Annotated in this window: 31 protein-coding genes; 25 read left to right on the forward strand and 6 right to left on the reverse strand. The window is 32.6% G+C overall.

The window, feature by feature from the left end:
* Positions 1 to 332: 332 nt before the first annotated feature.
* From JNUCC52_RS00475 to JNUCC52_RS00510, 8 genes are all read left to right on the forward strand, one after another.
* The gene (locus JNUCC52_RS00475; protein WP_337980998.1) at positions 333 to 2,015 is read left to right on the forward strand and encodes a methyl-accepting chemotaxis protein; all 1,683 of its coding nucleotides are present in this window, start codon (positions 333 to 335) and stop codon (positions 2,013 to 2,015) included.
* 345 nt (positions 2,016 to 2,360) lie between these two features.
* Positions 2,361 to 3,302, forward strand: a complete 942-nt coding sequence (locus JNUCC52_RS00480; RefSeq protein ID WP_337980999.1) for a hypothetical protein — start codon at positions 2,361 to 2,363, stop codon at positions 3,300 to 3,302.
* A 217-nt stretch (positions 3,303 to 3,519) separates the two neighbouring features.
* Positions 3,520 to 4,425 carry a hypothetical protein gene (locus JNUCC52_RS00485; RefSeq protein WP_337981000.1) on the forward strand — a complete coding sequence of 302 codons (906 nt, stop codon included), beginning with the start codon at positions 3,520 to 3,522 and terminating at the stop codon, positions 4,423 to 4,425.
* A gap of 230 nt (positions 4,426 to 4,655) precedes the next feature.
* Positions 4,656 to 6,230 (forward strand): right-handed parallel beta-helix repeat-containing protein, encoded by a 1,575-nt coding sequence (locus JNUCC52_RS00490; RefSeq protein ID WP_337981001.1) that lies wholly within the window; start codon positions 4,656 to 4,658, stop codon positions 6,228 to 6,230.
* A 537-nt stretch (positions 6,231 to 6,767) separates the two neighbouring features.
* Positions 6,768 to 6,959, forward strand: coding sequence for a hypothetical protein (locus JNUCC52_RS00495; RefSeq protein ID WP_172771839.1), 192 nt, complete (start codon positions 6,768 to 6,770; stop codon positions 6,957 to 6,959).
* A gap of 359 nt (positions 6,960 to 7,318) precedes the next feature.
* Entirely contained in the window at positions 7,319 to 7,915 is a 597-nt protein-coding gene (locus JNUCC52_RS00500; RefSeq protein WP_337981002.1) for a class I SAM-dependent methyltransferase, read from the forward strand.
* A 30-nt stretch (positions 7,916 to 7,945) separates the two neighbouring features.
* On the forward strand, positions 7,946 to 8,503 hold the full coding sequence (locus JNUCC52_RS00505) for a DNA-3-methyladenine glycosylase I (RefSeq protein ID WP_337982163.1): 558 nt from the start codon (positions 7,946 to 7,948) through the stop codon (positions 8,501 to 8,503).
* 331 nt (positions 8,504 to 8,834) lie between these two features.
* Entirely contained in the window at positions 8,835 to 9,035 is a 201-nt protein-coding gene (locus JNUCC52_RS00510) for a cold-shock protein (protein ID WP_024360941.1), read from the forward strand.
* 90 nt (positions 9,036 to 9,125) lie between these two features.
* Here JNUCC52_RS00510 and JNUCC52_RS00515 read toward each other — a convergent pair whose 3' ends face one another.
* Positions 9,126 to 9,413: a transposase gene (locus tag JNUCC52_RS00515; RefSeq protein ID WP_337981003.1), complete on the reverse strand. Its 288-nt coding sequence runs from the start codon at positions 9,411 to 9,413 to the stop codon at positions 9,126 to 9,128.
* A gap of 696 nt (positions 9,414 to 10,109) precedes the next feature.
* Between JNUCC52_RS00515 and JNUCC52_RS00520 the strand changes: the two genes are divergently transcribed.
* Positions 10,110 to 10,412: a hypothetical protein gene (locus JNUCC52_RS00520; RefSeq protein WP_172771835.1), complete on the forward strand. Its 303-nt coding sequence runs from the start codon at positions 10,110 to 10,112 to the stop codon at positions 10,410 to 10,412.
* 181 nt (positions 10,413 to 10,593) lie between these two features.
* Here JNUCC52_RS00520 and JNUCC52_RS00525 read toward each other — a convergent pair whose 3' ends face one another.
* Positions 10,594 to 11,061: a hypothetical protein gene (locus JNUCC52_RS00525; RefSeq protein ID WP_172771834.1), complete on the reverse strand. Its 468-nt coding sequence runs from the start codon at positions 11,059 to 11,061 to the stop codon at positions 10,594 to 10,596.
* Positions 11,062 to 11,436: 375 nt separating this feature from the next.
* Here JNUCC52_RS00525 and JNUCC52_RS00530 point away from each other — a divergent pair, with 375 nt between their 5' ends.
* The 7 genes from JNUCC52_RS00530 to JNUCC52_RS00560 all read left to right on the forward strand — a co-directional run bounded on the left by JNUCC52_RS00530 (position 11,437) and on the right by JNUCC52_RS00560 (position 16,362).
* A complete protein-coding gene (locus JNUCC52_RS00530; RefSeq protein WP_172771833.1) occupies positions 11,437 to 11,832 on the forward strand; it encodes a hypothetical protein in 396 nt (131 codons plus the stop codon).
* 145 nt (positions 11,833 to 11,977) lie between these two features.
* Entirely contained in the window at positions 11,978 to 12,628 is a 651-nt protein-coding gene (locus tag JNUCC52_RS00535; RefSeq protein ID WP_337981004.1) for a hypothetical protein, read from the forward strand.
* Positions 12,629 to 12,722: 94 nt separating this feature from the next.
* A complete protein-coding gene (locus tag JNUCC52_RS00540) occupies positions 12,723 to 13,352 on the forward strand; it encodes an NAD(P)-dependent oxidoreductase (protein ID WP_337982164.1) in 630 nt (209 codons plus the stop codon).
* A gap of 274 nt (positions 13,353 to 13,626) precedes the next feature.
* Entirely contained in the window at positions 13,627 to 14,007 is a 381-nt protein-coding gene (locus JNUCC52_RS00545) for a hypothetical protein (protein WP_337981005.1), read from the forward strand.
* A complete protein-coding gene (locus JNUCC52_RS00550) occupies positions 13,994 to 14,629 on the forward strand; it encodes an O-methyltransferase (RefSeq protein ID WP_337981006.1) in 636 nt (211 codons plus the stop codon). Before JNUCC52_RS00545 ends, JNUCC52_RS00550 begins: the two co-directional genes overlap by 14 nt.
* 252 nt (positions 14,630 to 14,881) lie before the next feature.
* Entirely contained in the window at positions 14,882 to 15,628 is a 747-nt protein-coding gene (locus JNUCC52_RS00555; protein ID WP_172771830.1) for a polysaccharide deacetylase family protein, read from the forward strand.
* Between the two features lie 164 nt (positions 15,629 to 15,792).
* Positions 15,793 to 16,362: a cysteine hydrolase family protein gene (locus JNUCC52_RS00560; RefSeq protein WP_337981007.1), complete on the forward strand. Its 570-nt coding sequence runs from the start codon at positions 15,793 to 15,795 to the stop codon at positions 16,360 to 16,362.
* A gap of 50 nt (positions 16,363 to 16,412) precedes the next feature.
* Here JNUCC52_RS00560 and JNUCC52_RS00565 read toward each other — a convergent pair whose 3' ends face one another.
* The 3 genes from JNUCC52_RS00565 to JNUCC52_RS00575 form a co-directional block, all read right to left on the reverse strand.
* The gene (locus tag JNUCC52_RS00565; RefSeq protein ID WP_172771828.1) at positions 16,413 to 16,589 is read right to left on the reverse strand and encodes an asparagine synthase; all 177 of its coding nucleotides are present in this window, start codon (positions 16,587 to 16,589) and stop codon (positions 16,413 to 16,415) included.
* A 201-nt stretch (positions 16,590 to 16,790) separates the two neighbouring features.
* Positions 16,791 to 17,003: a YjcZ family sporulation protein gene (locus JNUCC52_RS00570; RefSeq protein WP_172771827.1), complete on the reverse strand. Its 213-nt coding sequence runs from the start codon at positions 17,001 to 17,003 to the stop codon at positions 16,791 to 16,793.
* Between the two features lie 369 nt (positions 17,004 to 17,372).
* Complete coding sequence (locus tag JNUCC52_RS00575; RefSeq protein WP_337981008.1) at positions 17,373 to 17,522, reverse strand: GNAT family N-acetyltransferase; 150 nt, start codon at positions 17,520 to 17,522, stop codon at positions 17,373 to 17,375.
* Between the two features lie 665 nt (positions 17,523 to 18,187).
* On the opposite strand from JNUCC52_RS00575, the gene JNUCC52_RS00580 reads away from it, so the two are divergent.
* Together JNUCC52_RS00580 and JNUCC52_RS00585 are read left to right on the forward strand one after the other, a co-directional pair.
* On the forward strand, positions 18,188 to 18,565 hold the full coding sequence (locus JNUCC52_RS00580; protein WP_172771826.1) for a phage holin family protein: 378 nt from the start codon (positions 18,188 to 18,190) through the stop codon (positions 18,563 to 18,565).
* 432 nt (positions 18,566 to 18,997) lie between these two features.
* A complete protein-coding gene (locus JNUCC52_RS00585) occupies positions 18,998 to 19,306 on the forward strand; it encodes a hypothetical protein (protein ID WP_172771825.1) in 309 nt (102 codons plus the stop codon).
* A gap of 126 nt (positions 19,307 to 19,432) precedes the next feature.
* On the opposite strand, the gene JNUCC52_RS00590 is transcribed toward JNUCC52_RS00585, so the two are convergent.
* Entirely contained in the window at positions 19,433 to 19,972 is a 540-nt protein-coding gene (locus tag JNUCC52_RS00590; protein ID WP_337981009.1) for an HXXEE domain-containing protein, read from the reverse strand.
* Positions 19,973 to 20,517: 545 nt separating this feature from the next.
* On the opposite strand from JNUCC52_RS00590, the gene JNUCC52_RS00595 reads away from it, so the two are divergent.
* The 7 genes from JNUCC52_RS00595 (at position 20,518) to JNUCC52_RS00625 (ending at position 25,509) form a co-directional block, all read left to right on the forward strand.
* Positions 20,518 to 20,679, forward strand: a complete 162-nt coding sequence (locus JNUCC52_RS00595; RefSeq protein WP_172771823.1) for a hypothetical protein — start codon at positions 20,518 to 20,520, stop codon at positions 20,677 to 20,679.
* Positions 20,680 to 20,845: 166 nt separating this feature from the next.
* On the forward strand, positions 20,846 to 21,370 hold the full coding sequence (locus JNUCC52_RS00600) for a GNAT family N-acetyltransferase (RefSeq protein ID WP_172771822.1): 525 nt from the start codon (positions 20,846 to 20,848) through the stop codon (positions 21,368 to 21,370).
* A gap of 173 nt (positions 21,371 to 21,543) precedes the next feature.
* Positions 21,544 to 21,903: a mediterrocin family bacteriocin gene (locus tag JNUCC52_RS00605; protein WP_337981010.1), complete on the forward strand. Its 360-nt coding sequence runs from the start codon at positions 21,544 to 21,546 to the stop codon at positions 21,901 to 21,903.
* 87 nt (positions 21,904 to 21,990) lie between these two features.
* Positions 21,991 to 23,931 (forward strand): hypothetical protein, encoded by a 1,941-nt coding sequence (locus tag JNUCC52_RS00610; protein ID WP_337981011.1) that lies wholly within the window; start codon positions 21,991 to 21,993, stop codon positions 23,929 to 23,931.
* Positions 23,928 to 24,536: an ATP-binding cassette domain-containing protein gene (locus JNUCC52_RS00615; protein ID WP_337981012.1), complete on the forward strand. Its 609-nt coding sequence runs from the start codon at positions 23,928 to 23,930 to the stop codon at positions 24,534 to 24,536. The genes JNUCC52_RS00610 and JNUCC52_RS00615 overlap by 4 nt, the downstream gene beginning before the upstream one ends.
* Positions 24,533 to 24,976 (forward strand): hypothetical protein, encoded by a 444-nt coding sequence (locus JNUCC52_RS00620; RefSeq protein ID WP_337981013.1) that lies wholly within the window; start codon positions 24,533 to 24,535, stop codon positions 24,974 to 24,976. Before JNUCC52_RS00615 ends, JNUCC52_RS00620 begins: the two co-directional genes overlap by 4 nt.
* Before the next feature lie 206 nt (positions 24,977 to 25,182).
* Positions 25,183 to 25,509 (forward strand): hypothetical protein, encoded by a 327-nt coding sequence (locus tag JNUCC52_RS00625; protein ID WP_337981014.1) that lies wholly within the window; start codon positions 25,183 to 25,185, stop codon positions 25,507 to 25,509.
* The last annotated feature ends 57 nt before the right edge of the window (positions 25,510 to 25,566 follow it).

Genomic DNA, 25,566 nt, shown 5'->3' on the forward strand with positions numbered 1-25,566 from the left:
TTTGTTTTTAAGCATTACTAATATAAAAAAACGGGTGAAAAGTCTTAGTAATAACCGAGATTTATAATCCAATTGGGAAAATAATTTGTAAAAAGGATGCTTAAAAACACAAAGAAACTACTAATTTATTCAATTATATTTAAGAAAAATTCTAAAATCATCCTAAAGCAAATAAAAAATGATAGATTACTAATATTGTGCAATACAGTTAAATTTTTTTGATTGTAAACAAAGATTGTTTTTATTAGGTCTAAAAAGGTTTAGTAGTATATTTCATTAGCAAAGTGAAGGGGATAAAAAAATGACTATATCAAATAAGGGGATAATGAAGAATGCACTTTAAATCCATCGGCAAAAGAATTGTTTTTGCATTTAGTATTGTAGTAGCTGTAATTGTTTTCTATATTAGTTTTAATTTTTATGAAATCTCGCAAAGTAATAAGGCAACTGAACAAATTGTAGATGAGGAATTACAATTATTAATAACTGATTATGAGTTAGCATCAACAATTGGTTTACGGATTGCAGCAGCACGTGGATATGTGTTATCTGGTAATGAAAAATATATAAATATTTATAATGAAAACGTAGAAAGAGCCCTAGAAAATGAACAAAAACGTTTATCTATTTCGGAATCATCGGAATTTACCAAATATGCAGAAATGGCAAAAGAATGGAGTAGCTATGTCCAAAAAGAAGTATTTGATGTATATGACAAAGGAAATGTGGAATTAGCTGTACATAATTTAGCGGCAATGGATACAAAAGCTACAGAAATTCGTGAAGGTTACGAAGGTTTAGCAGAACAACGAAAACAATCCATTAATGCGGTAGGGGATTCCCTGCTTACGTCAGGTGAGCGTAAGCAAACAGCAAGTATTATCGTTGGAATACTTATAGTCGTCATTGCAATTATTACAGCGCTAATTAGTGCGCGTCTTATTTCGAAGCCGATTATTTTAATTACTAAACGCATGCAACGCATTACAGAGGGTGTTTTAAGTGAGCCTGCATTAATTGTAAAAACAAAGGATGAAATAGGGCAATTAACTGAAGCGACAAACACTATGTCTCAAATTTTAAATGATTTGTTAAAGCATATTCAATCTGTTTCAAATGAAGTGGCTACACACAGTGAGGAATTAATGCAATCAGCTACAGAGGTAAAAGAAGGTACAGAGCAAATCGTTGATACGGTTGGAGAAATAGCGAGTGGAACAGAAGTGCAAGCGAGTAATGCTTCTGATGTTGCGACAAGCATGACTGACTTTTCAACTAAAGTAACGGACGTCAACCAAAGTAGTAAGGATGTCTATCAGTTCTCTGAATCTGTAATGAAGTTAACCGAAGAAGGTAAAGAGCTTATGGAAGCTTCTACACAGCAGATGATGACCATTGACTTTATTGTGAAGGATTCGGTTGAAAAGGTTGACGAGCTCAATAAACAAACACAGGAAATCTCTAAAATTATTGCGGTCATTCATGAAATTGCAGCCCAAACAAATTTATTAGCGCTAAACGCAGCAATCGAAGCGGCACGTGCTGGCGAGCATGGTAAGGGCTTTGCCGTTGTAGCAGATGAAGTCCGAAAACTAGCTGAACAAGTATCCGCATCAATTAATGAAATCACGACTATTATTAAAATAATTCAAGATGATTCCATGACTGTCACTACATCTTTAGAAAAAGGCTATGGAGAGGTTGCAAAAGGAACAACTCAAATCGTTTCCACTAATGAGACATTTAGTGACATTGCCAATGCTGTTTATTCCATGTCATCTAGCATTGTCCAAATGTCTACTAAGTTAGAGGAAGTTGTTCAAAGTACGATGGATATTAATAAATCAGTTGATGAAATTGCTGCTGTTTCAGAGCAATCAGCAGCGGGTATTCAAGAAACCTCTGCAACGATTGAACAAGCTGCAAGCTCTATGGATGAAATTAAAAATAGTTCAAGTAATTTAGCGGAAATGGCAGAAAATTTAAATGACCTAGTTGGTAAATTTAAATTATAAAAATGATTAAACCAATCGGATTTCATACTTTCATCACAATTAAGAGAAATACTTTGGTAATGGAAGGTGGAGTAAAATTGACACAACTTTGACTGTTGTACATACGATGCGTATTTTGGGACTATCATTTTTTACGGATAAATTATCAAATCGTACGAAAGCAAATCGGACACGTGTAGGAGATGCCAACACTTATCTTTTTAACTGAAAAAGGGGATAGTTCTATTGCCCATTTAGAAGCTAGAAAGAAAATGTAACAGCCTTTTCATAAATAAATATAAAATTATCAAATTTCAAACTTTCATCACAAATAGTATTTATACTAGGAATTAGGAGGTGGAAGATTTGAAAAAAATTATACTCATGATATTGATGATTGGAATGTTCATCATTCCGTCAGCAGCTTATGCACATCCAATGGATAAAAGTATGCTTTATTCAGATGTTTCTGCTACTACGCCTAATTTACAGGAAATAATGGTTCTTCATAGTATTGGACTGCTAGGATATAATGGCATAGATATGACGTTGAACCCATCAGAAAATTTATCACGCAAAGATTTTACAGCTTGGCTAGGAGGCTATTTGGGCCTAAATGGTTCTACTTTAGATGAACTAGCTCTAGCCGCGAAAAATGAAAACTATATCTCTACTTTAGAAGGAGATATAACGTATAAAGAAATAAATTCTGCATTATTGCAACAGAAGTTGGAATTGGAAAAGCCAGATGCAACGCTCACAAAGGATGACTATATTTCTTTTATAACTAAAAATTTGGATTTAGATATAAAAGGAAGTTCTATACTTCAAATGGGCGGTTTCTCTTATGGTCCAATGGGGATAATTGAAGACGTAGTAACAGGTGATGAATTAGGCATTATTATTGAAGGAAAAACATATAGGTTATCTGGTCATGTTCGTATATTTGCTGATTCAACTGACCCAAACAGCTGGATTGGGCAAAACTTAGAAAAGTCTATTTTAACCATGCATGATGATCACGGTCATGATCATGGACAAGGGACAAGCGATGATCATGGACATGAAGAACAGCTGTCTGATTCATCAACACTACAATATATTCAAATAGGTTCAACTACTCAGCAAGTTACGGAAGAAACCCAGCAACAAGAAACGAAGAAATCTTCTAATGAAAACGAAACAGCTGATACAACTTCAACAAGTTCAAGCACGTTATGGATTGTTACACTTATTGCACTTGTGGCAGTTATTATAGCAATTTTCTTGATGAAACGTAAAAAAAATAAGTATGACTTAAACCAGTAATTGGCGATTTAATCGCTAAATTGCTGGTTTTTATTTGGCTTGATCGAACGAAATCAATTTGAATTACTATTACCTTATCAATACCGAAACAGTCACTTACAATGTTATAACCCATTGAATTGTAATTAATTTGTACAAAATAGTATTATACCTATCGGATTTCATACTTTCAACACAATTAGGCGATATACTATTGTAATGGAAGGTGGAGTAAAAATTGAGAAAATACATATTATTACTATTAATGAGTGCACTACTTATGGCGCCAGCAGTAGCCTCTGCGCATACGACAGATAAAAGTATGCTTTATACAGATGTCCCTGCAACTTCAGAAAACATACAACAAATTATGATCCTTCAAAGCTTAGGGCTTATTGGATATAATGGTGTCGATATGGCATTGAACCCATCAGAGAACTTATCCCGTAAAGATTTTGCCGCTTGGATAGGAGCATTTTTCGGTCTGGAAGGTTCAACAGTGGAAGAGCTTGCCCAAGCAGCAAAAAATGAAGAATATGTCTCTTCATTAGAGGGAGACATTACGTATAAAGAAATTAATACAGCATTACTGCATAATAAATATGAATTTGAAAAACCAGATGCAACGTTGACAAAAGAAGAGTATATTACCTTTTTATCTGAAAACCTAGATATGGATATGGGTGGACATACTTTACTTCAAATGGGTGGTTTTTCTTATGGACCAACAGGAACAATTGAAGATGTTGTAACAGGAGATAACATGGGCGTTATCGTTGAAGGCAAAACGTATATGCTATCAGGGCATCCTCGTATTTTTGCTGATTCAACTGACCCTGAAAGCTGGATTGGTCAAAACTTAGAAAAATCTATTTTGACGACGAGCGGTGGTCACCATCATGGACATGAACAACAGACATCAGATGCACCAACAATACAATACATTCAAATCGCTTCGACTACACAACAAACAACGGAAGATACAACAAACAAGTATGAAGGAACGTCAACACTCCGAGAAGATCAGCAAAAGAATGAAGGAAGCGATAAAACTTCAACTAGCTCAAGTATGATATGGATTATTGCAGTCATTGCACTAGTCGCAGTGATGATAGCAATATTCTTCATGAAACGAAAAAAATAATGTAGCAAAAAACCAGTAATAAGCGAATGTATCGCTTTATTGCTGGTTTTATTTTTTATTTTTACTATTGTTACATAAAAATATCAGTTGATACCATTGCCATTTCTTTTGATTTGAAGCCAACATCATATATATTGTAAATTATTTGTACAAAATTGAATAACAGGTAGTTCAATGGGTATATAAATAGGATGTAGAGGGATTGAAACAAAAAGATCGGAGGCATGTGGATGGCAACACTTGTTGTAAAAAGGAGTATAATGCATCGTTATCAAAGTATTAACCAGGCGCTGCAGGATGCTGAAGTAGGAGACTTTATAGAAATAAGGGATGGCGTTTACGAAGAAAGTATAGAGATATCAAAAAGGTTAACGATTTACGGTAAAGGTGATGTCACAATTAAAGGTAGTGTATTTGTTCGCTATCAAACACATGTAGAAATGCGTAATCTCCGTTTTAGTCAAGGTCAGGGAATATATATTAAAGGTGATTTACAGCTTGAAAACTGTGTAATTGAGCAACAAAGGGTGAGTACGCAAGTTACAGTTAGCTTTGGAAGTTTGTTGATGAAAAATGTCGATATAATAGCAAGTCCATCTAATCAATTTGGACTTAGAATTGATAATGGATCTAGCGTGATGCTTTCGGAGTCTTCGATACAACAACATACAAAGGCTCAAATTATTATACAAAATAGTGAAATAGCAATGTCAAAATGTTTGTTGTTAGAGGGTGCGATGAATGGAATTTTTGCCATTAGAAATGTAAAAATGACGATAGAAGATTGTGAAATCCATGGGCACAAAAAAACACAAATTGTTGGAGCTTCGAGTACAATCAATATGCTAAATACAGTAATTCACGAAGGAAAGGATTTAGGTATTCAAGTAATTAGTGGTTCCGACTTAACAATGGATCATTGTGAGATTAAACATCATATAGGAACAAATGTGGTAGTTCATGAAAGCAAAATGGTTGCGACAGATAGTATCATTGCATACGGACAAAGTAACGGATTATATATAGGGGAAAAATCAAAGGTAATTATCTATGATTGCCAGATTTATAAACATGTAAAGCCACAATTGTTTATTGAAAATAGTAAAGCTGAGGTTCGGAAATGTCATGTGAAAAAGGGAAGTACAACAGGAGTTACTATTTTCAATGAATCCGATGTAATAATGACTGAATGTGATATCCAACACCATACACAATTCCATGTTATTGTAGACGCAAGTGGGCTTGTAGTCGATCAGTGTAAAATACATGTTGGGCAGACGGGCGGAATTTATGGCAACGACCATGCGAAGATTACCTTAAAAAATTCACGTATACAGGAATTTGAAAGCCATCATATTTATATAAATAATGCACGTCTTTTTGCGAATAATTGTACTTTTAAACATATTGTAGGGAACGGTATTACGTGTATTGATGCAATTGTGGAAGTAGTGGATAGTAAGTTTTTACAATGTCAGCAAAGTCCTTATTCGATTTTTTGGTCTGATAAGTCAATGGGACGTATCCAAAATTGTGCAATCGATGAAACAGATAGAACTTTTTTAGCGATGACCAATCAATCACTTCTGGAAATCGTCAACATGAGTTTAGCGCATATGAAAACAGTAGCTATTGTACAAGAACAAAGTCAGCTCTATATACGTGGGCAATATAAAGATAGGCAATGCCAAAGAGATAGCTCCTCAAGAATCAGCCGTCCAACCACACAGCCTGTAACATCAGAAAAAATACAGCAATCTGTTGACAGCTTAAGTACATGTAATAGTAGCAATGGAAAAAAATGAAAAAGGGTAGCATAAGTAGTTTCAAAAAAATTTTGAAATTACTTTTTTGTATGTCAATAAACGTATATTTAGCCCTAACACCCTTCATTTTTAATAAGCAAAATTGCTACAAGAATGTAAAGCAGAGAATACATTAAATATTTGGGCAGTACGAGTGAAAATACTTGAACATTACTTTTTTTTGATGCAAAATATTGACAAAGATTACTGGATTTCGACAATTAAAGTATTCTTTTTTACAAGTATATTGTCATTCTTAATTATTGCCTAAGATAGTATTATTTTAGAAAACCTTGTTAATTTATTGGAATTATGGAATAAAATATTTGTAATATTATATACAATATAATAATAAGTGTTGCTAAAGAAGAATATATTATTAGAAAATTTAGTTTTTAGATTGATTATTTCGTATGTTATATCCTATAATTAGTAAAAATGGTTCATTAATAATAATGCTTGTCTTGAGTACTAGAACTTGGATAATGTTTTTGGAATAGTGAATTATTTTTGAAATATGAAATGGGGTGATTAAAGATGTTTGGGCTTTCGAAAGAAGAAATTATGTTGATGCTGAAGAAGGTTGAACTAGCAGATAACCAAAAAAGTGCAATAGCTGATATTTTTCATCAAAATAATCTGCGAATTGAACAACAGTTAGCATTTATTATCCATCTAGTAATAGATGAGCGCGAACGAAATACTTCAAACAATACATATTTAAATTAATTTAGAGTGTTTTTGTCGAAGGCATGCAAAATATGTCCAGACAAAACAATAAAAATTTGTCCATATAAAGTGAACTCATATATATATTTATCGAAAAAATCACAGTGAAATGTAACTGTGATTTTTTTATGTATCAAAATGGAAATTATTGAAACTTTTAGGTTTTGTAAACGTAAAAATTATATAGGAAACTTACAGGGAATGGACACGAAAAAATACGAAAAGCATTGCTGCTGAAAATGTAAAGCGATTATCTAGTAGAACAATCGAATATCAGTTTCAAAGCATTAAATTCAACCATAGCCCAAACGTAAGTAGACATCGGAAAAAAATTATCGTGGTATAGGAGGTTAATTATATTGACAATTTTACAAAGGCTTATTGAACAGGCAAAGCACCCAAATGGGTTAATAGGGTCAATAATGCTACGTATTATGAATGTTGCTCACCGTGGAATGACTTCTTGGTTAATCGAAAGTGGTGCAATCAAGAATGGAGATATTGTTTTAGATATAGGATGCGGGGGTGGAAAAACAATTCAAGCATTATCTAGAATTAATCACCATGGAAAAATCTATGGAATTGATTTTTCCGAACAAGCGATACGAAATGCAACGAAAGTAAATAAGAAAGATGTCGCTAGTGGCAAAGTAATTGTAAAACAGGCAAGTGTTTCTAATATTCCTTACCCAGATGCTTATTTTGATAAAATAATAGCATGCCAAACACATTATTTTTGGCAAGACTTTGCGAAGGATGTTAAAGAAGTATTTAGGGTTTTAAAAAAAAATGGTCAGTTTATTATCATTTCAGAACTTTATAAAATCAATTATCATAGAGAGGACTATAAGACCAATAAAGAAATAAGACAGCTATTTGACCACGTAGGTTTTCAATTTGTGAATATACAAGAACATAAGAGAAATGGCTGGCTTTATATAATGGGCACGAAATAGTCCGATAAAAAATACAATGGAGGTTGAATGATGAAAAGATGTGAATGGGTGAAGTTGGACGAGCCGTTATACGTAGATTATCATGACAAGGAATGGGGTGTGCCAGTTTATGACGATCAACATTTATTTGAGATGCTATGTTTAGAAGGAGCACAGGCTGGACTTAGCTGGTGGACCATTTTACAAAAAAGAGAGGGCTACCGTGAAGCTTTTGATAAGTTTGATGCTTCCAAAATCGTCACGTATTCAGAAGATAAGTTAGCTGAACTAAAAGAGGATCAGCGGATAGTGCGCAATAAACTTAAAATAGCTAGTGTCGTAACGAATGCGCAAGCTTTTTTAAAAATACAACAACAACATAAATCATTTTCTGATTACATATGGTCCTTTGTAGATCATCAGCCTATTGTCAACAATTGGGCAACAATCGCCGAAGTACCTGTGACAACAGAGTTAAGTGAACAGATGAGCAAACAGTTAAAAAAAGATGGATTTAAATTTGTCGGAAGTACGATATGTTATTCATTTATGCAAGCGGTAGGTATGGTGAATGATCACATTGTAGATTGCAGTTGTCGACAAGTTTAGAAGCAGAGCTTTTTATTGTAGTAAATAGTAAGACGAGATGTATCGTTTATAAGAAAGCGCCTTCAATTAACAACTCTAAAGTTGAATTTGAGCAATTGAAAAGTGGCATAAATAAAGACGTATCGCATGATTGCTTTAAAATTTAACGAAATTCAGCTAGACAATTGGTATGTTTTCGTATATAATGAAATTAATAAAAAGATTTCTTGATTTAAAATATTGAATTCACCTATTACAAAAAGTAATCGTGTTTTTCGGTACTTTTTATAATAGGTGAATTTTTTTTAAAAAGAAATTGTTTATTAATTTATTTTTTTTGGAGGTTTCGTATATGAAACAAGGTACAGTTAAATGGTTTAACGCAGAAAAAGGTTTTGGATTCATCGAAGTTGAAGGTGAAGCAGACGTATTCGCTCACTTCTCAGCGATTCAAGGCGAAGGTTTCAAATCACTTGACGAAGGTCAAAAAGTTGAATTTGAAGTGGAAGACGGTAACCGCGGACCACAAGCTAAAAACATCGTTAAACTTTAATTAATAAATGCATTTGCAAAAGAGGCATCCATCTGGATAGCCTCTTTTTTTGTTGCAGAAATATCACTATCTGTTTGTCATGGGTAATTTTCACTTTTCATGCCATGTTAAAAGCATTAGCCTGTAAATAATGAAGACGCCAATATAAGCGCCTGCCATTATAAATAATGGATTTAAAAATACGGCATGGATCGTGGTCATAAAAACTGCATTATCCACAATAATTTGATAGATGGAGGTGGATGCAATACTCCCGAAAAAAATCATAGCCAAAACTGCTAATGTGTTAAACAAAGAACGTACGATTTTGCTTTTCAATTGAAGTAATACCATCACAAAAGGAACAAATACGCTTGTAACTACTAATAAAATTTTCAATCCATCACTTCCTTTCCTTAATTATGACCACAGTCTTTTAGACATAAACATTCGCTTTATTAGACATTCTTTTTAATGAATAACAGCATTTTAGGAAAAAGAAGTGTTAAATAATTGATAATCGGGTAATAAAGATTACGAGAGAGCGTATATAAGGTATCACCAGTTAAGTAATTTAGAAATTTATATGCTGATATAGGATGGTCGTGCCTTACTAAACATATAATGATTTATGAACCAACTTAAAAACAACTGTTATCGCCATAAAATGTGGAGAAAGGGGGAAATGAAAATAAAAGTTAGTCGTGTTTTACACACCAGAAGCCCGAAAAGGAAGGTGTATAACATGGAGAATAAATCGGTTGTAAAAAATGGAATAGGATTTGGTTCTGTTCTAGCCATAACAATATCGTGGAGTGTCAATCATTCAATAATTTGGGCAATTATCCACGGTTGTTTTAGTTGGCTATATGTAATTTATTATGCTTTAACAAGATAAGGTGTTTCTAAACATAAATCCAGACTATGCATATTATTACTAATCATATAATTTGCCGTTTTGGCATACATAACTAAGTGTTGCTTTGAATCAAGTAAAAATTCAAGCATCAGTATTAGAAATAGAAAAAAGGATGATACTATTCGTTTACGTAACAAGATAATGATTAAATGGTTTATTTTAGAAAGGTTGATTGGATGACACATCAAGTTACTGCTACGAGCAATATTAATTTTTGTGCAACGGGTGTTGAGGAAGTATTGCAAAATGTAGCTTATATTTTATCTACATTTGTTATGTCTTACCCAGAAAAAAGGGTAAGAGATAAGAAAAAGGAGCATGAAGTACCTTTTCAGTTTGCAAAGAGACGGAATACCGAACGTATTATTGATAGTATTCAACGTTTTGAACCGCGCGCAGTTGTAATAGATGTGGACTATTTAGGAGATGCATTTATCGGAAAGCTAGAACCAATTGTAAAAGTAATAGTTAATGGCTAACGGAGCTTTACTACAGAAGTAAGATAAAATAGTCAGATATCATATAGAAAGCATCTGCTTGACAATGACGGAATAAAATAATGACTGGAAAACGCAGCAGACTTTGTCTGAGCAGCACGGTAATATTTATTCTGGATTGCAAGCAGATGCTATTAAAGTTTAGTTGACCTCTAGTTTATAATTACACAGTAGCAATGCGTCTAATTGCGTCAATTTTTTCACAATCGATAATAATTGGTTCAGATGCTGCTGCCTGTTCTACAAAATATGCACAGCAATTTCGATTATCTAGTTTTAAAAATACAACGCCACGGAAGCTACCTCCACCAGATAAGTAAACATCAACTGTAGTTCCTAGCTCAAACCGTTTTAATAGATGACATATACAGCCTTTACATTGATGATCATGTTTGCATTCATCTTTCTCTTCTTTCCAGCAATGTTTTTCTTTTTTACATTCATCTCTGTCTTCTTTCCAACAAGATTTCTCTTCTTTGCAATCACAATGATGCTCTTTATGTTTCCATTCATTATATTTATGACAGCATGGTTTTTCTTTATGTCCTTGGTCATGTTTATCACAGCAACATTTCTTTTCAGATTTGCTATAATCCCAATTCATATGTTTGTAATATCTATTATCTTGCATTATTATTATCTCCCTTTTGTTAGTATTTTGTGTAATGCCAGCGCCAGCCTTACATTTATATACTATGAATTGAAAAATGATTGACTTGGTAAAATGTCCAACAAATAGATTTAAAATAAAATATAGCTTCAAAAATTAAATTGGTATGTATACCTAAAAGAAACAGATGGTATAAAAAATATAAGGTCAAATAACATAATTTAGTAGGTAATAGCTTCGGACCATTCACACAAATTCGAACGCAACATGAAGTTATATCACTGTAATGAACTACATATATCTAATCCAATCGCTATTACTTAATAATAAAATTACTTCTATAAGAAGGATTTCTTTAAGGTTTGGTCATTTATTCATAAAGGAGAGCTAGAGAGGGTGCAGTTAAGACTAAAAAGAGGCTTTTTTTATATCATGATTATGTTGATTATCTTTTTAGCAATTTATTTAAAAAATCAAATCCCCTCAACTGTACAAATTACTCAAAATAATTTTTCGCAAACAAACGCTGAGGACATAGCACAGAAATTACAGAGTACACAATTAACAAAAAAAATTATTTTGGCGTTACGTGCTGAAGGTTATCAACCAGATAGTACAGTTGAATATTTAATAGATTCCTCTGACAATCAGATTATTACAATCCATCTACATGATTTAGAGAAATTAGATAATAGAACGGAGAGCAAAATTCAAAAAATAGTAACTAATATTGCCCAAAAAAATAGCTTTGATTTATTTATTGTGGATGTGCAACTGACCAATAATGATTGAATTGGATGTAAATGTCCTTGGCAATCAATGAAAATAGATAGTAATAACTATCTTAAATTGAATAATATTGTAAAATTATTATAGTTTATACCTCCTTTTATTGGTATATTTAGTATGTTAAAAGAATTTTTGGGAGGACTTAGTAATGAAGAAGTTTGTATTAATGGCTGTACTTTCTCTACTAGCAATTATGGCAGCAGCATGTGGAAATGAAGTGAGTAAAGGTGGAAACACCTCATTACCATCGAGCGAAGCAAAGAAGGAAGAAACATCACCTGAAAAAGAAACCGAAATCAAAGACGAAGCAGAACAAGAAACAGCTGCTTCAATAGTAACGGTGAATTACGCTAGAAATTATTTAGAAGATATTCCTAGTATTACGGAAGATCAATTAACATTGGATAAGCAATCATATAATTTCATTTCATCAAATCCAGATTTGTTCCCAGCATTATCAAAAGAGGCAATTCAAAAGACGAAAAAGCTTGCGGATGATAAAATCACATCTAAGCATTTAAATAAAAATGTAAAGCCATATTTAGAGCAAATGGTAAACTTTGCTGGCGATATTATTCAGATTCAAGAGGAAACATTAGATGATGGGACACCAGTGTCGGTGATTTTAATTGAGGATATGGATTTTAACGCTATATTTGCCATCGGTTATCATTCTACAGAATTCCTTGAGGGAGATTTTGTTGAAGTATGGGGTCTACCGTTAGGTCCTTATAATTATGAAAATGTTGATGGTGGTACTACGTTAGCGCAAGTTATTGCCACATCCTTTATCGAATAGTAAACAAGGGCACACTCTTTGAGGTGTGCCTATTGTTATGCAAAAGTAAATGAATAGAACCTATGATATAATCGCTAGGAAAGAGGTGATTATACTGAATATATTAGTTTTAGGCGCTACTGGCCGTGTAGGTAGTCATGTCGTTTCATTGGCATTAAAAGATGGTCATCAAGTCATAGCGTTAGTACGTACGCTAAGTAAATTAAACATAACCGATGAAAACTTTGAAAACTTACTTGTTAAGCAAGGGAATGTCTTAAATCGTGAGGATATTGCGTCTGCTATGGCTAAAGCAGATATTGTCATTAGTACTTTAAATACTGATGGTGCATCAACTCTTACAGATAGTTTTCCTTTAATCTTACAAGAGATGAAAAAAAGAAAAATAAACCGAATTATTACAGTAGGAACGGCAGGAATATTACAAAGTCGTCTAACACCTAATTTGCTAAGATATCAATCCAGTGAATCGAAAAGAAAGACAACAAGAGCTGCCAAAGAACATCATAATGTTTTGAAAATATTAGAACAATCGGATATGGAATGGACGATTGTTTGTCCTACATATTTACCCGATGGACATTATACTGGTCAATATCGCGTAGAACGAGATTTTCTACCCGATGGTGGAACTGAAATATCAGTAGCAGATACTGCCGAATTTACTTATCAACAAATTCAAAGTACAAAATATGTAAAATCTCGAGTGGGCATTGCTTACTAAAAGAGATAAATATTTTTATTGTCGTATTTGCCTAAAATTAAACACACTAGTTTTAACGATATTTGTTAAAGCTAGTGTGTTTTTTGATAACTAATGATGATTAATGTTAAAAAAGTGAAAAAAGCTACTTCAATAAAAAGTAGCCCAAAACAGGAAAGTTTTTTGTGAAAGCTGAGTTTTTAAAAGTAAGTATATTATTGACAATGTGTATACAAATGTATACAATCAATTTATATTAAAATGTATACATTTGTATACAAAAGGAGGATGTAAAATGAGAAGAGAAGAATTTAAAGAATATAAAAGAGAAGGACACCATCGTGGCGAGCGTTATAGAGGAAAGGATAGTTCATCGCATCATCGAGGACCGAAGACATTTCGTCGAGGTAGAGCTATAGCCTTTTTAGAGACACTGAATATAAAGCGTGCAACGATTAAACAACAACTAGAACAGCCTGAGTATCATTCAATTCAACCAATATTAATTGGAGAATTAAAAGCAATGGATACGGTCATTAATGAATTCATTCAATTATTTGAAATTCAAGAAAATGAAACAATGGAAATGGTAAGTGAAGAGGAAAATACGAGTACAAATAATAAAGAATCTATGCTGCAAGAGGAGGCAGGTGAAGATAGTAATGCAACAAATTAATCACTATATCGATACAACTTTTTATCATCAAGATCCATTATTGGAGGATGTGATGGCATCTATAGAAGAAAATGGCATGCCTTCAATCTCTGTTTCACCCTCCTCGGGTAAATTTCTAACAATGCTTGTCTCGATCTCTGGTGCCAAAAAAATATTAGAAATAGGTGCTCTTGGAGGATATAGCGGAATCTGTCTAGCTAGAGGATTTGGGAGTACAGGGAATTTAATTTCCCTTGAATTAGAGGAAACATATGCAAGGCTTGCTGCAAGTAACTTATCGAAAGCGGGATTTAGTCAGCAAGTATCATATATGACGGGACCAGCTTTACAAAGTCTTGCAACTTTAGCAGAACAAAAAAAACGATTTGATTTTTTCTTTATTGATGCTGATAAAGATAATTATGAAAATTACTTAAACTATTGTATTTCACTTGCTGAAGAAGGTGCCTTAATCGTTACTGATAATGTCCTTGCTGGTGGCAGTGTAGCAGATCAGAATGCAAAAAGTAAACGTTATACAGATATTATGAAGAAATTTAATGCAACAGTGGCTAATCACCCACAATTAGATTCTATTCTTATCCCAATTGGTGATGGCATCACAATTTCAAAAGTGAAATAAATGAAAGCCTCGAGAGTTTGCTCTCGAGGTCTTTTACATTTATTAAATAAAAGTAAACAAAAAAAGGCTGTAGCAATAAAAGCTACAGCTTAAAAGATGTTTAGGGAGATTTATGGCTTTAAATTTATTATGGCAAAGATGTAGTATTTTTATACTTCTGATGATAGTTATTATTTTAATTTAAAAAGCATTTTTTAAAGAAATCAACAAATAATAAAGTACTAAATATTTTTCTCTGGGAAGTGAAGATTTTTGAAGAAGTTTCTGCTGGTAATCGTGCCTATTTGTATCTTGGCTGTATCTGTCTTTTTCGTGAGCGAAAGTTTCTCTGCCGATAAAGGGAGGAAATATTACGAAGAAGCAGGTCAAATATTGTGGGAAATTAAAACAAATGAAAAAATAATAGCGTTGACCTTTGATGATGGTCCTCATAAAAAGTACACATCAGAGATATTGGATGTATTAGCTAAATACAAAGCGAAATCAACATTTTTTGTCGTTGGGGAAAATGCAGAAAAAAACTCGGAAGTTGTGCAACGAATGTATGAAGAAGGACATGAATTAGCCATTCACACATATACACACCCATTACGAACGACAGTCCCAAATTTACTGAAGGAAATTAAACAAACACACGATACGATTTACGGTATTACTGGGTATACACCGACTTTATTCCGACCAGTAGAAGGACAATATACAGATGGAATGATTGAAGCTGTTGCAAAAGAGGGATATAAAGTAGTGATGTGGTCTTGGCATCAAGATACGATGGATTGGAAAAGCCCTGGCGTCAACAAAATTGTTCACACTGTATTAAAAGGAGCTAAAGAAGGAAATATCGTACTTTTTCATGATGGCGGAGGAAATCGAGCACAAACCGTTAAAGCTTTAGAAAAAATACTACCTGAACTTGAGAAGCAAGGATACAAATTTGTAACAGTTTCAGAACTACTTGACGTACAAAAGGCAAATAAAAAATTAGATGAAAATAAATAATGATTTTAGTTTAGAAATGGTCATAACTAAAAATGATTACCTCGATTAGATGCGCAAAAGAAGTGAGCACTTTTCGAGGTTTTTCTGTTCAAGTATGTTGGTTTTATATTATAGTAATTAATGGAATAATTAAAAATTTTAAAATATAGAGACGAGGGAAATGAATGAAGCAAGCTTTATTAGTGATTGATGCCCAACAAGAATTAATGGATGGTAATAATGAAGAACAAGAAGTATTTCAGAAAGATAGATTAATTGAAAATATTAATTACGTAATTCAACAAGCAATAACAGAGAATGCATTAATTGTTTTTGTTCGAGATAAAGATGTTGCTAACGGACAAGGGCAAGGTTTCCAAGTTCATAATAAAATCAATATCCCAACAGATAACTCAATATTTATTGATAAACTGGCGACAAATGCTTTTTATCAAACAGACTTGCTGCAATATTTTAAAGAACAGAACGTGCACCATATAGTCATAATGGGCTGTAAAACAGAACATTGTATCGATACTGCAGTGAGATCAGCAACAGTGCAATCGTTCGATGTTACACTAATTGCAGACGGACATTCAACAACAGATTCAAAGGCACTTTCTGCTGAACAAATTATTGCCCATCACAATGCAACACTACACGGTCATTATAATGTTGATAATTTTGCTGTTGTCAGAAACGCTCAAGATTGTGTATTTGAGCCTACTCACAATCAATATCGAACAGAAATGTAGGTATTCGAAAATCTAAAAAAAGAAGAGCACAATTACGTGCTCTTCCATTACTAACGACGATGTTCTACAAGGTCTATTGCTCCTAACACAATATGAGCTAAACCAAATCCAAAAACTGTGTTTGCAATCATTTTGTTAGAACCACTTTTTTGCTTAAGTGCATAGCCAGCGGCCGTAACTGCAGAACCTAAAATAGTTGGGATTAAACCTTCTCGAATGTTATTCATCAACAATCCCTCCATCGTAGTTAATTGGCGTAATGACACCATTATTACTATTTACGAATATGCACGATGCTATACTTGTCTAATGTTGATATGTAATATCTCGTCTTTAGACAGACATTATAAAAAGGGTCACTTGGGGGAAGTGACCCTTGGATTTAATAGGAGTTTAAAAATGGCAACACACATTCATTTCTTTGAATGTTAGTAATTAATAAAAGCAGTACCGACAATAATTAAAAGAATAAAGAGTACAACAATTAACGCGAATGCTGAGCCGTTGTTACCGCCGCCGTAGTAATTGTCACCGGAGTTACAACCACCGCCATAGTTACAGCCACCACCGTAACCACCGCCATAGCTATATCCACCATAAAAACTATTGTTCCAATTACCTACATTTCCGTAGTATCCCATGAAACATTCCTCCTTCCTTCAATTTATAATATGTTCATTGTAGAATTGCGGAGGGGTATTTATCCCAGTTTGGTTTTTGAAATGTTTTAGTTATAAAAAAAATTATAATTTGGATTCTTATAATACGTAGAAAACAGTAATGCCATCTAAAAAAAGCTGTAGCGCACAAAGACGCTACAGCTCAATATTGGTTACCTTTTTGGTTTGTCAGTACAGTTATTATAACATACTTTTTTTATTAAGGCATAGGATAGCTATTGATTTTGGGTAATTGTAGCACTGTCCGAGTCATTGCGATTCGTTTTTATTTAAATTTCTTTGCAGCTAATTGGAATGACAACGTTATCATGTAAGACAACAATATAATTGCTAAGCCAATTCCAAACGCATGATATGGCTCATATCTTGGAACCCTTGTTTTTCGTATAATGCAATCGCCCCTATATTTCCCGACAAGACATTCAACTCCACGTAATCTAATTGACGATTTTTTGCCCATTTTTTTGCCTCAGAAAGCAAAGCTGAACCGATACCCTGCTTTTGATAGTGACTTCACACAATAATATCGACAATAAAAGCGTATTGATGTTCAACGATACATGGATAGGAAGGAGACGTAGTTTCATGTATTAGCAAAAAGCCTACTGTTTCGTTATCGATGGCTGCTACTACAATATATGAGTCTTTATGATTTATCGTATTCCGAATAAATGTCACATCTTGTTTTGCAGGTTTTATATACTATGGTTGTAAGGTGGACATTTCTATAAATAGCTCTTAATATAAGCATTCAATGTCAGGAATTTCATTGACTGTAGCCTTTTTTTTATACTAACTTTTTATAATATTGTTTTATATATTGTATTTTTACGTTAGGGTAAAAGTTTTAAATATAAAGAAAGAAAATAAATAGCTGGAGACTAGAAGCGAAAGAGATAAATCTAGTGATTGTATATAAGAAAGATTACTAATAATAAAATATTTTTTATGTTTATTGTTTCTGTATTATTGTTAACGTTCATCGAATACGCAATTGAATATGTTAGAAATGAAGGCTGTTATAGCGAAATCAAACGATGTAAGTATGGTTTGTGCCTTCAGCTATCACCTGTGTGGGTTTATAAGAAGAGGAAGTAGGTGATATTCTGGAAACAAATACGCTTTGGTCATCATTGGTAGGTGGTATGACTGCATTAATTGCATATCTAATTGGCGGTGTAGATGAATTGGTAACATCTTTAACAATCTTAATGGCTATCGATTTGATATTAGGAGTAATGGTAGGTTGGATAATAAAAGATATCGATTCCCGTAAAACGTTTAAAGGGCTCTTGAAAAAAACAGCCATGATTTTAATGGTTATCGCAGCTGTACAATTGGACAATGCTACAGAAAGCGGAGATTTCATGCGAAATGCTATGATTCTGTTTTTAATAGGAATGGAAGGAATTAGCATAATCGAAAACTTAGGGAAGTTAGGTATTCGTGTTCCAAATTTTTTAGCTAATGCTTTTGCACAGTTAAAAAAGGATAACGATGATAAAAAGGATGATAAAAAGTAACTGTAAGGTAACGTTGCGACTCTACAATAATTTTAATCAAAAAATTATCCCACACAGGAAATGGCAATACACTTAATCAAACAAGACCAGAGCAAAAACAAATAGTCTCCACTTCTTGTCTATAGAATAGTAACATTAACAAGAGCTAAGGCATCAATGAGTAGTGATTGGCAGGAATAAATATTGAAAAATTCATGATGGACAAGTAAATAACAAGCTAAATGGGCTTATTATTCAACAATATAGGGACTGCTAATCCCATTGAAAAAATAAAAAAAGAGTCACATCTAACTAGGTGTGACTTTTTATTATGCATTTAATGATTATGGGGGAAGAAATGTTGAATATGTAGAAAATGCAAAACTCCTTGATGCAGGCCTAATTATGGAAATCAACAACCGAACTCTAGTTTATAAGGAAGAGGTGTTATAAATGCAATTGACCGACGGATCTTGGATTTTTGAAACAGAAGAAATAGATATAGCTGCAATGAGTTTAGAACGAACGGATTATGAAAAAGAAATGCTAAACGCATTTGCTCGTTATGCATATTTACGGTATAAGCAAATAAGAGATTATGTGAATCCACGAAAATGTAAATATATGTTGATTGATAAAGTGAGAGAACAATTAAAGTCACCTGCTAAATTACGAAGAGTTTGCAGTTTAGTAAATATGACAGAAGAGGAAGTACAATACATTGTTACATTTGTGAAAAAGCATTTGAAATATGTAAAGTAAATAAATTTAAGCCCTTAATAAAAGCAAAAGTGTTTAACATTCATGCATAAAAAATACCAATGCCCAAAATAAGATTTAGTCTAACATCTGAGTACAAGCGCTCTTACGATAATCCCAAAAATATATTTATTCAATAAACTTTCTTCCTAACCAATGTGCTATTAAAACAATAGGGAAAAATAAAAGTCCAAATGGTAAACAAATTATTATCATTTTCCATGTAACGATTTCCGCCATAAATAACGATCTATATAAAAGAATGCTGTAGGGGATGATAATAATTAACGATGTAACAGTTCCAGGGGTAAGAGAGCGAAATAAAATCGTCTGCCCAATGTGCGTAAATGCATGGATAAAAAATACGGAAGTAATAATGATGAAAAAATAAAGATTTGTTGCTATGCCATTATAGAAATATATATTAGCGGATATTGTAGCGGCACTTATAAGTAAAAAAATAAGGAGAACGGCCACTGCAAATTGAGCTGTAGTCATTGAAAATTGCTTCACTATTCGATTGGCTATTTTTGTTGGCAATCGTTTATATAGGTTGGTTTGATTGTTATGCAGCCATTTTTCAACCATAATAATCTCTTCAAAACCGTGGATAATAAACATAATAGGGAACAACCATATTAATGTTTGTATAGTTAGCAAAAAATCCATAGTGCAACGCCACTTTCTATTAGTAAATTAAATAGGGTCACTGGACCAGAGTGACCCTAACCAACAAATCAGGAGGTGCAAAGCTAAATTCGCTTTACACTACTATTACTATGATGAAATAGTTATGATAGCTAGCTATTAGCCTGTAAACTAGAAAAAATAAAAGTTATTTACTTAAAAATAACCCCTTAGTATCTACTTTATAAATTTATGCATTTACGTAAGACTTATTATACCAACTAAGAGGTTATTGTTTAATATTTTTTGTTTAAAAGGGAGATCATATAATGATAGAAATCCAATTTACTTGTATTTATAATAACCTTCAATAATTCCCGATTGTTGCTCCTCTAAACTATCTAGTGTTTATGGCACCTAAATAAAAATGCGTATTTAATAGGATAATAGTATAGTGAAGCATTCATATAATAAGCCAATGCTCATGTGATATTGTCGAACTTATTAATCAAATTTACCATTTATGATTGTCAGAAAATATCAATATAGCATATAATGAAAAAAAATATAAAATAAGAGGTGAACTTATGGGGAAACCAGTAGATTACAATCTATTTCCGGCCTATCAAAACACACTTGATGACAGACTGAATGAGCGAAAAGAAGAATATATAGAAGAATTAGAAAAAGCAAAAATCGGTGGATACCTTCTAGACTTTGAAAAAATAACTGAAGAAATACCGCAATAAATAGAATGCATCTCACTTTAAAGTGAGATGCTTTTTTTATTAAACTAACGTGGGAGAGCGCTGCTTTGTGAGTGGTATTCGTTTCTGCCCTACAAAAAAGTAATGTAAATATGCAGGAATTGTTATAGAATGGTAAAAATACTCTTTTCGAAAGTAGCGTGTAAAAATGTTTCCTATATTAAAGACCAATCGTTTAGTACTAAGAGAATTAACAGAAAAAGATGCGCAAGCAATATTAGATTGCTTTTCAAACCCAGATGTTTTACGCCATTATGGACAACAGCCATTAACGAGCTTAGAACAAGTAAAACAGATCATCCAAAATTTCTCTAATAATTTTGAGAGCAAACGTGGCATTAAATGGGGTATTGAAATGCAAGGGCAAGAAGGAATAATCGGTACTATTGGTTTTCAAGAGTGGTCCACTGAGCATAAAAAAGCTGACATTAGCTACGCGTTATTTCCCGAAAGTTGGGGGAAGGGCTTCGCAAAGGAAGCTGTAGAAAAAGTGATTTCCTATGGTTTCCAAGAGATGGATTTAGTGCGTATTGGGGCCATTGTGTTTACTGAAAATAATGCATCCAACAAGCTATTAGAAAAATTAGGGTTTGAAAAAGAAGGGGTTTTAAGAAACTTTATGCATCAAAATGATATGCCATATGATACGAATATTTACTCTTTAATTAAGTAAATACTATTATAAAACTCAATGTAACGACCAGCGAAGTGAATATAGCGAGCTGGTCTTTTGTTATTTTTTTAAAAGCACAATCTAAAATCTGAAAATTTAGTTAACTGCATTGATTTTTTTGTTTTGATAGTATATAATGATCGCAAAAAAAATTAAACAAGGAGGCGTAGTTTATGTGTAAGAAAAAGGTAAAAAATTTGTCCGCAGGGTTTGCTCTGGTCAGTGCCTTAACGTTTTCAGCAGTAGTTCCTGTTTCCGCTGCTACATTAGAAGCTACGTATAGCGGAAACTTTGTAACAGCTTGGGAACGGTATGCTACAGGATCGGATGGGTTATCTACCATCACGTATGGTTATAATACACGGTTTATTAATGAAGATTATGTTTGGGCAAACCATGCGTCGAATGAGCATTATGCGTCTTTATTTAATGGTGAATGGCATACAGGTTCAAGTCAACCTGCTTCAAGACTATCAAAAGTAGAAGTACGTCATAGAGATAGTGGTACTTATATATATCGTTGTAATTGGTAATCTAGTAAGACTACTAAAGCGAGTTAACACTAGGTTAACTCGCTTTTGCTATCTAAAAGTATTCTAATCCTTAACAAGGTGATTGCGGTGAAAAAAGCAAAGTATATTCTTAGTTTACTACTTTTTAGTATAGGGTTCACTTTTATCGGAGAGACATACGTATGGCATTTAGTTAGCTTTGAAACGAAATATGATTACGTTACGATGTATAAAAATGGAGTAATGTCTATCCATATTCCTCAAGAAGAGATGTTAAAGGATATTACAACAGCAGCTAAAGAAGAAAATTTAGAGGTTTTTGTGGTGGATAGAAAAATTTCCACTATTTATTCTGAAAATATAAATATATATGCGACAGAAGGAACCGCAAATTATTTAAAGGAAAGTTCATCAGTACAGCCTGGTCATTATCAAAGCATCTTTTTAGGGGATATCCAATTTGAGGTTTTACCAATCACCACTATTCCAGATGTTAATAAGTTTGAAAAATATTATGTGATTGGGAATAAAGAAAACCAGATTCGTTTTAAGCAAAAACTGATTGATAAGTATGCAGGAAAGTTTCCACAGGAGGGATATAGTGCCTTTAATAGTGCCTTCAATATTAGCGTTACTTGGGTTATTATATTAGGTCTTTTACTTTTAATCACTTTCTACGAAGTGGCTCAAATGAGGAAAGAAGTAGCGTTAAGAGTTATTTCTGGAGAAAGATTGCAACATATTATTTTTCGAAATGTTATCGCAGATATACTGTTTTTTCTTTGCACGTATTTAGTGCTAATCCTATTATTTATACAGTTTACTAATGCAAACTTTCATATTAGGATTTCCCTTTTAATGTTTGCAATTTTTGTTGTAGGAAATGCATGTATCTTTTTCACACTTTTTTTAAGTGATTATAAAAAAGATATGAAATCCAAAGATAGTGTCAAAAAAGTTTTGCAGTTAAGTTATGTATACAAAATTATTACTATTTGTATAACGGTGATACTGGCTGCGGGATGTCTAACGGCAATTGATGAAGGGCTAACATTTTATAAACAAAAACCTTTTTTTGAAAATGCTAAAGATTATTCTTATGTAAATATAAATGTTGAAGACGGTGAAGTGACACAACAATTAAGATTTGATTTTTATAAAGAGAATCTTGCAATGAATAACACCTTTTCTTTAGTAGATTTACAAACTAAAGAGCTAGGTTCTCCATTTGTTTTTGCTGATAGTGGTGCCCTTGAGTATTTACATGATAAAATAAGCGAATTTAATACTGCTTCGCTCGAACAAAAAGTGTATTTTTTAGTTCCAGAAAAATATAATTCTAAAAGTGTTCAAACGGAAATGATAAAAATATGGGAAACGTACTATCCACACCCTTATGAATTTAATATTATTGCCTATAAAAAACAACTAGATATTATAGCAATAGATAAAGGTTTTAATATTAGTAGTAAGATAGTGAAGAATCCAATCATTCTATTCAACAATATGGATACAAATGCGCTTAACCCTTACTGGAATGTTTTTATATTTGGAACATCCATGTATAAAATTCAAGACCAGGAGTGGGAACAATTTATTGAAAACAACCATTTAAGTCTTTCTAAGGCAAATAATTTCAAGACAAATGTTTATGAGCATTATCTTCATCAATGGAATATTTATAAAAAAGGGATAGTTATAGCTTGCGTTTTACTCATTGTTTTATTAATTTTAGAAGCCATCATTATTAAAACCATTTTAAACTACGAATATAGTATCAACGCAGTTGAAATTGCATTGAAAAAAATAATGGGTTATGGCTTATTTGAAAGATATAAAAAATTATTTTTAACAACCATTATTTTTGGCGGTATTGCAGGAAAGGCTGCTTTTATAATAGGGCATTTCCTTGATTGGAGTTCGGGACTATACTTAATCACTGGTGGATTTTCAGTTGTGATATTAGAACTTTGCTTTGTTTTCTATTACATAAGAATAACAGAAAATAGAAGCATACAATCAATTCTTAAAGGTGGATCCGTTAAATGATCGAAATCAAGCACTTAAGTAAATCTTTTGGAAATCGAGAATTATTTAAAGATTTTAGTTTAACTATTCAAGATGGAGAGTTTATTGTATTTTCAGGGCCAAGTGGATGTGGTAAAACAACACTTTTAAATATGATTGGTGCGATTGAACAAATAGATAGTGGCACAATTTTAGTAGACAGTATGGATATTAGTCAGAAAAAAAAACAGTTGAATTATTTTGGGAATAAGGTAGGATTTCTTTTTCAAAACTTTGCATTAATAGAAGATAAAACCGTAAGTTATAATTTGAAAATGATTAAACAAAAAAATCGTTCAAGTATTAGTCTTGAAGAAGCGTTAAACTCTGTAGGGTTATTAAATAAACTAAATGATAAGATTTATACGCTATCTGGTGGCGAGCAGCAAAGAATTGCACTAGCACGGTTAATGATAAAAAAATGCGATATTATTTTGGCAGATGAACCGACAGGCTCATTAGATAAAGCGAATGCAGACGTAGTAATGAGTATATTAAAAAATATGCATGCATTGGGAAAGACGATTATTTTAGTTACACACGATGAAGACATTAAAAAAAGAGGAGAGCGGATTGTTGAAATATGAGAAAAAAGAAAAAAATGATCATCATTTTAGCAACTATTTTTTCTATGTTTATTGTCTACAATCTATTTTGGTATGCCTGGATGAATGTTAAGTATTCTAACTATACGGGAGAATTAAATGAATTTATACCAAATCGTAGTTATGTATTATCGCAAAATGCTTATCTTTATAATGTGAAATTTCCAGATTATTTATCGTTAGTCGGCAATTTAGCTGTTTCTACTGAAGATAATAAATATGCATTAATTATTTGGCCATCATTTATAGGAGACAATAAATATGGTGTTCAAATTACAGATGAAAATAAGCAAACGTACTCTATTATAATTAATAGAGATTTAAGCGTTGTTGATGAGGCTCATAAAAATCTAATTGAACAAAATAAAGAACAAATAGAAACCTTGTTTATAAAGGCGAAAGACATGTGGGGAGAAATATAATTTATGCAAGTTAGCGGATGGCTCTGTACTAGCAGAACCATATTACGTTAGCTCCCATACACGAAGTGACTTCCTAAAGGAGAAAACTCGCATTCATGTTTTCAAGCTGCGAGTTTTTTCTATTTGCTATTTTTGAGCATACTTCGCAAGGGAAAAAATATATATCATTTCTTAAACCCATTTTAAAAAGATAAAGGGGAATCACTATGCAAATAGAAAAGCTCAAAATGATAATAAATGGTGACCTATCTTCATTTATAGTTTATTTGGAAAAATTAATTCAAACTAATAGATTTGATGATGGGGAAGTGTTGGGAATTGCAGTACAAGCTTTAAAGGATGGACCTGAGAGCTTATCAAATAGGCAATGGATTTTATTACTAGAGAATGTTATTTTAAGAGATAAATACATTGATAAATGTGAGCGATGTGCGGAAGATATGCCATGGTTAAATATGTATAATGCGATTTTTATTTATCAAGATTTTCTCTGTGATAATTGTCGTTACATGGTAAATAAAATAAATGTCTAGTATAAGGACTTTACTAGCTTGGAGTCAATGAATAATCCAAGTAGCAATTAAACTAGA

The organism is Lysinibacillus sp. JNUCC-52 (assembly GCF_015999545.1).
Classification (GTDB): domain Bacteria; phylum Bacillota; class Bacilli; order Bacillales_A; family Planococcaceae; genus Lysinibacillus.

Coding starts and splice junctions, on each gene's coding strand:
- JNUCC52_RS00475 (WP_337980998.1), top strand. CDS start 333: ATGCACTTTAAATCCATCGGCAAAAGAATTGTTTTTGCATTTAGTATT.
- JNUCC52_RS00490 (WP_337981001.1), top strand. CDS start 4,656: ATGGCAACACTTGTTGTAAAAAGGAGTATAATGCATCGTTATCAAAGT.
- JNUCC52_RS00495 (WP_172771839.1), top strand. CDS start 6,768: ATGTTTGGGCTTTCGAAAGAAGAAATTATGTTGATGCTGAAGAAGGTT.
- JNUCC52_RS00505 (WP_337982163.1), top strand. CDS start 7,946: ATGAAAAGATGTGAATGGGTGAAGTTGGACGAGCCGTTATACGTAGAT.
- JNUCC52_RS00510 (WP_024360941.1), top strand. CDS start 8,835: ATGAAACAAGGTACAGTTAAATGGTTTAACGCAGAAAAAGGTTTTGGA.
- JNUCC52_RS00520 (WP_172771835.1), top strand. CDS start 10,110: ATGACACATCAAGTTACTGCTACGAGCAATATTAATTTTTGTGCAACG.
- JNUCC52_RS00525 (WP_172771834.1), bottom strand. CDS start 11,061: ATGCAAGATAATAGATATTACAAACATATGAATTGGGATTATAGCAAA.
- JNUCC52_RS00535 (WP_337981004.1), top strand. CDS start 11,978: ATGAAGAAGTTTGTATTAATGGCTGTACTTTCTCTACTAGCAATTATG.
- JNUCC52_RS00545 (WP_337981005.1), top strand. CDS start 13,627: ATGAGAAGAGAAGAATTTAAAGAATATAAAAGAGAAGGACACCATCGT.
- JNUCC52_RS00550 (WP_337981006.1), top strand. CDS start 13,994: ATGCAACAAATTAATCACTATATCGATACAACTTTTTATCATCAAGAT.
- JNUCC52_RS00560 (WP_337981007.1), top strand. CDS start 15,793: ATGAAGCAAGCTTTATTAGTGATTGATGCCCAACAAGAATTAATGGAT.
- JNUCC52_RS00565 (WP_172771828.1), bottom strand. CDS start 16,589: ATGAATAACATTCGAGAAGGTTTAATCCCAACTATTTTAGGTTCTGCA.
- JNUCC52_RS00570 (WP_172771827.1), bottom strand. CDS start 17,003: ATGGGATACTACGGAAATGTAGGTAATTGGAACAATAGTTTTTATGGT.
- JNUCC52_RS00580 (WP_172771826.1), top strand. CDS start 18,188: ATGACTGCATTAATTGCATATCTAATTGGCGGTGTAGATGAATTGGTA.
- JNUCC52_RS00585 (WP_172771825.1), top strand. CDS start 18,998: ATGCAATTGACCGACGGATCTTGGATTTTTGAAACAGAAGAAATAGAT.
- JNUCC52_RS00590 (WP_337981009.1), bottom strand. CDS start 19,972: ATGGATTTTTTGCTAACTATACAAACATTAATATGGTTGTTCCCTATT.
- JNUCC52_RS00595 (WP_172771823.1), top strand. CDS start 20,518: ATGGGGAAACCAGTAGATTACAATCTATTTCCGGCCTATCAAAACACA.
- JNUCC52_RS00600 (WP_172771822.1), top strand. CDS start 20,846: ATGTTTCCTATATTAAAGACCAATCGTTTAGTACTAAGAGAATTAACA.
- JNUCC52_RS00605 (WP_337981010.1), top strand. CDS start 21,544: ATGTGTAAGAAAAAGGTAAAAAATTTGTCCGCAGGGTTTGCTCTGGTC.
- JNUCC52_RS00615 (WP_337981012.1), top strand. CDS start 23,928: ATGATCGAAATCAAGCACTTAAGTAAATCTTTTGGAAATCGAGAATTA.
- JNUCC52_RS00620 (WP_337981013.1), top strand. CDS start 24,533: ATGAGAAAAAAGAAAAAAATGATCATCATTTTAGCAACTATTTTTTCT.
- JNUCC52_RS00625 (WP_337981014.1), top strand. CDS start 25,183: ATGCAAATAGAAAAGCTCAAAATGATAATAAATGGTGACCTATCTTCA.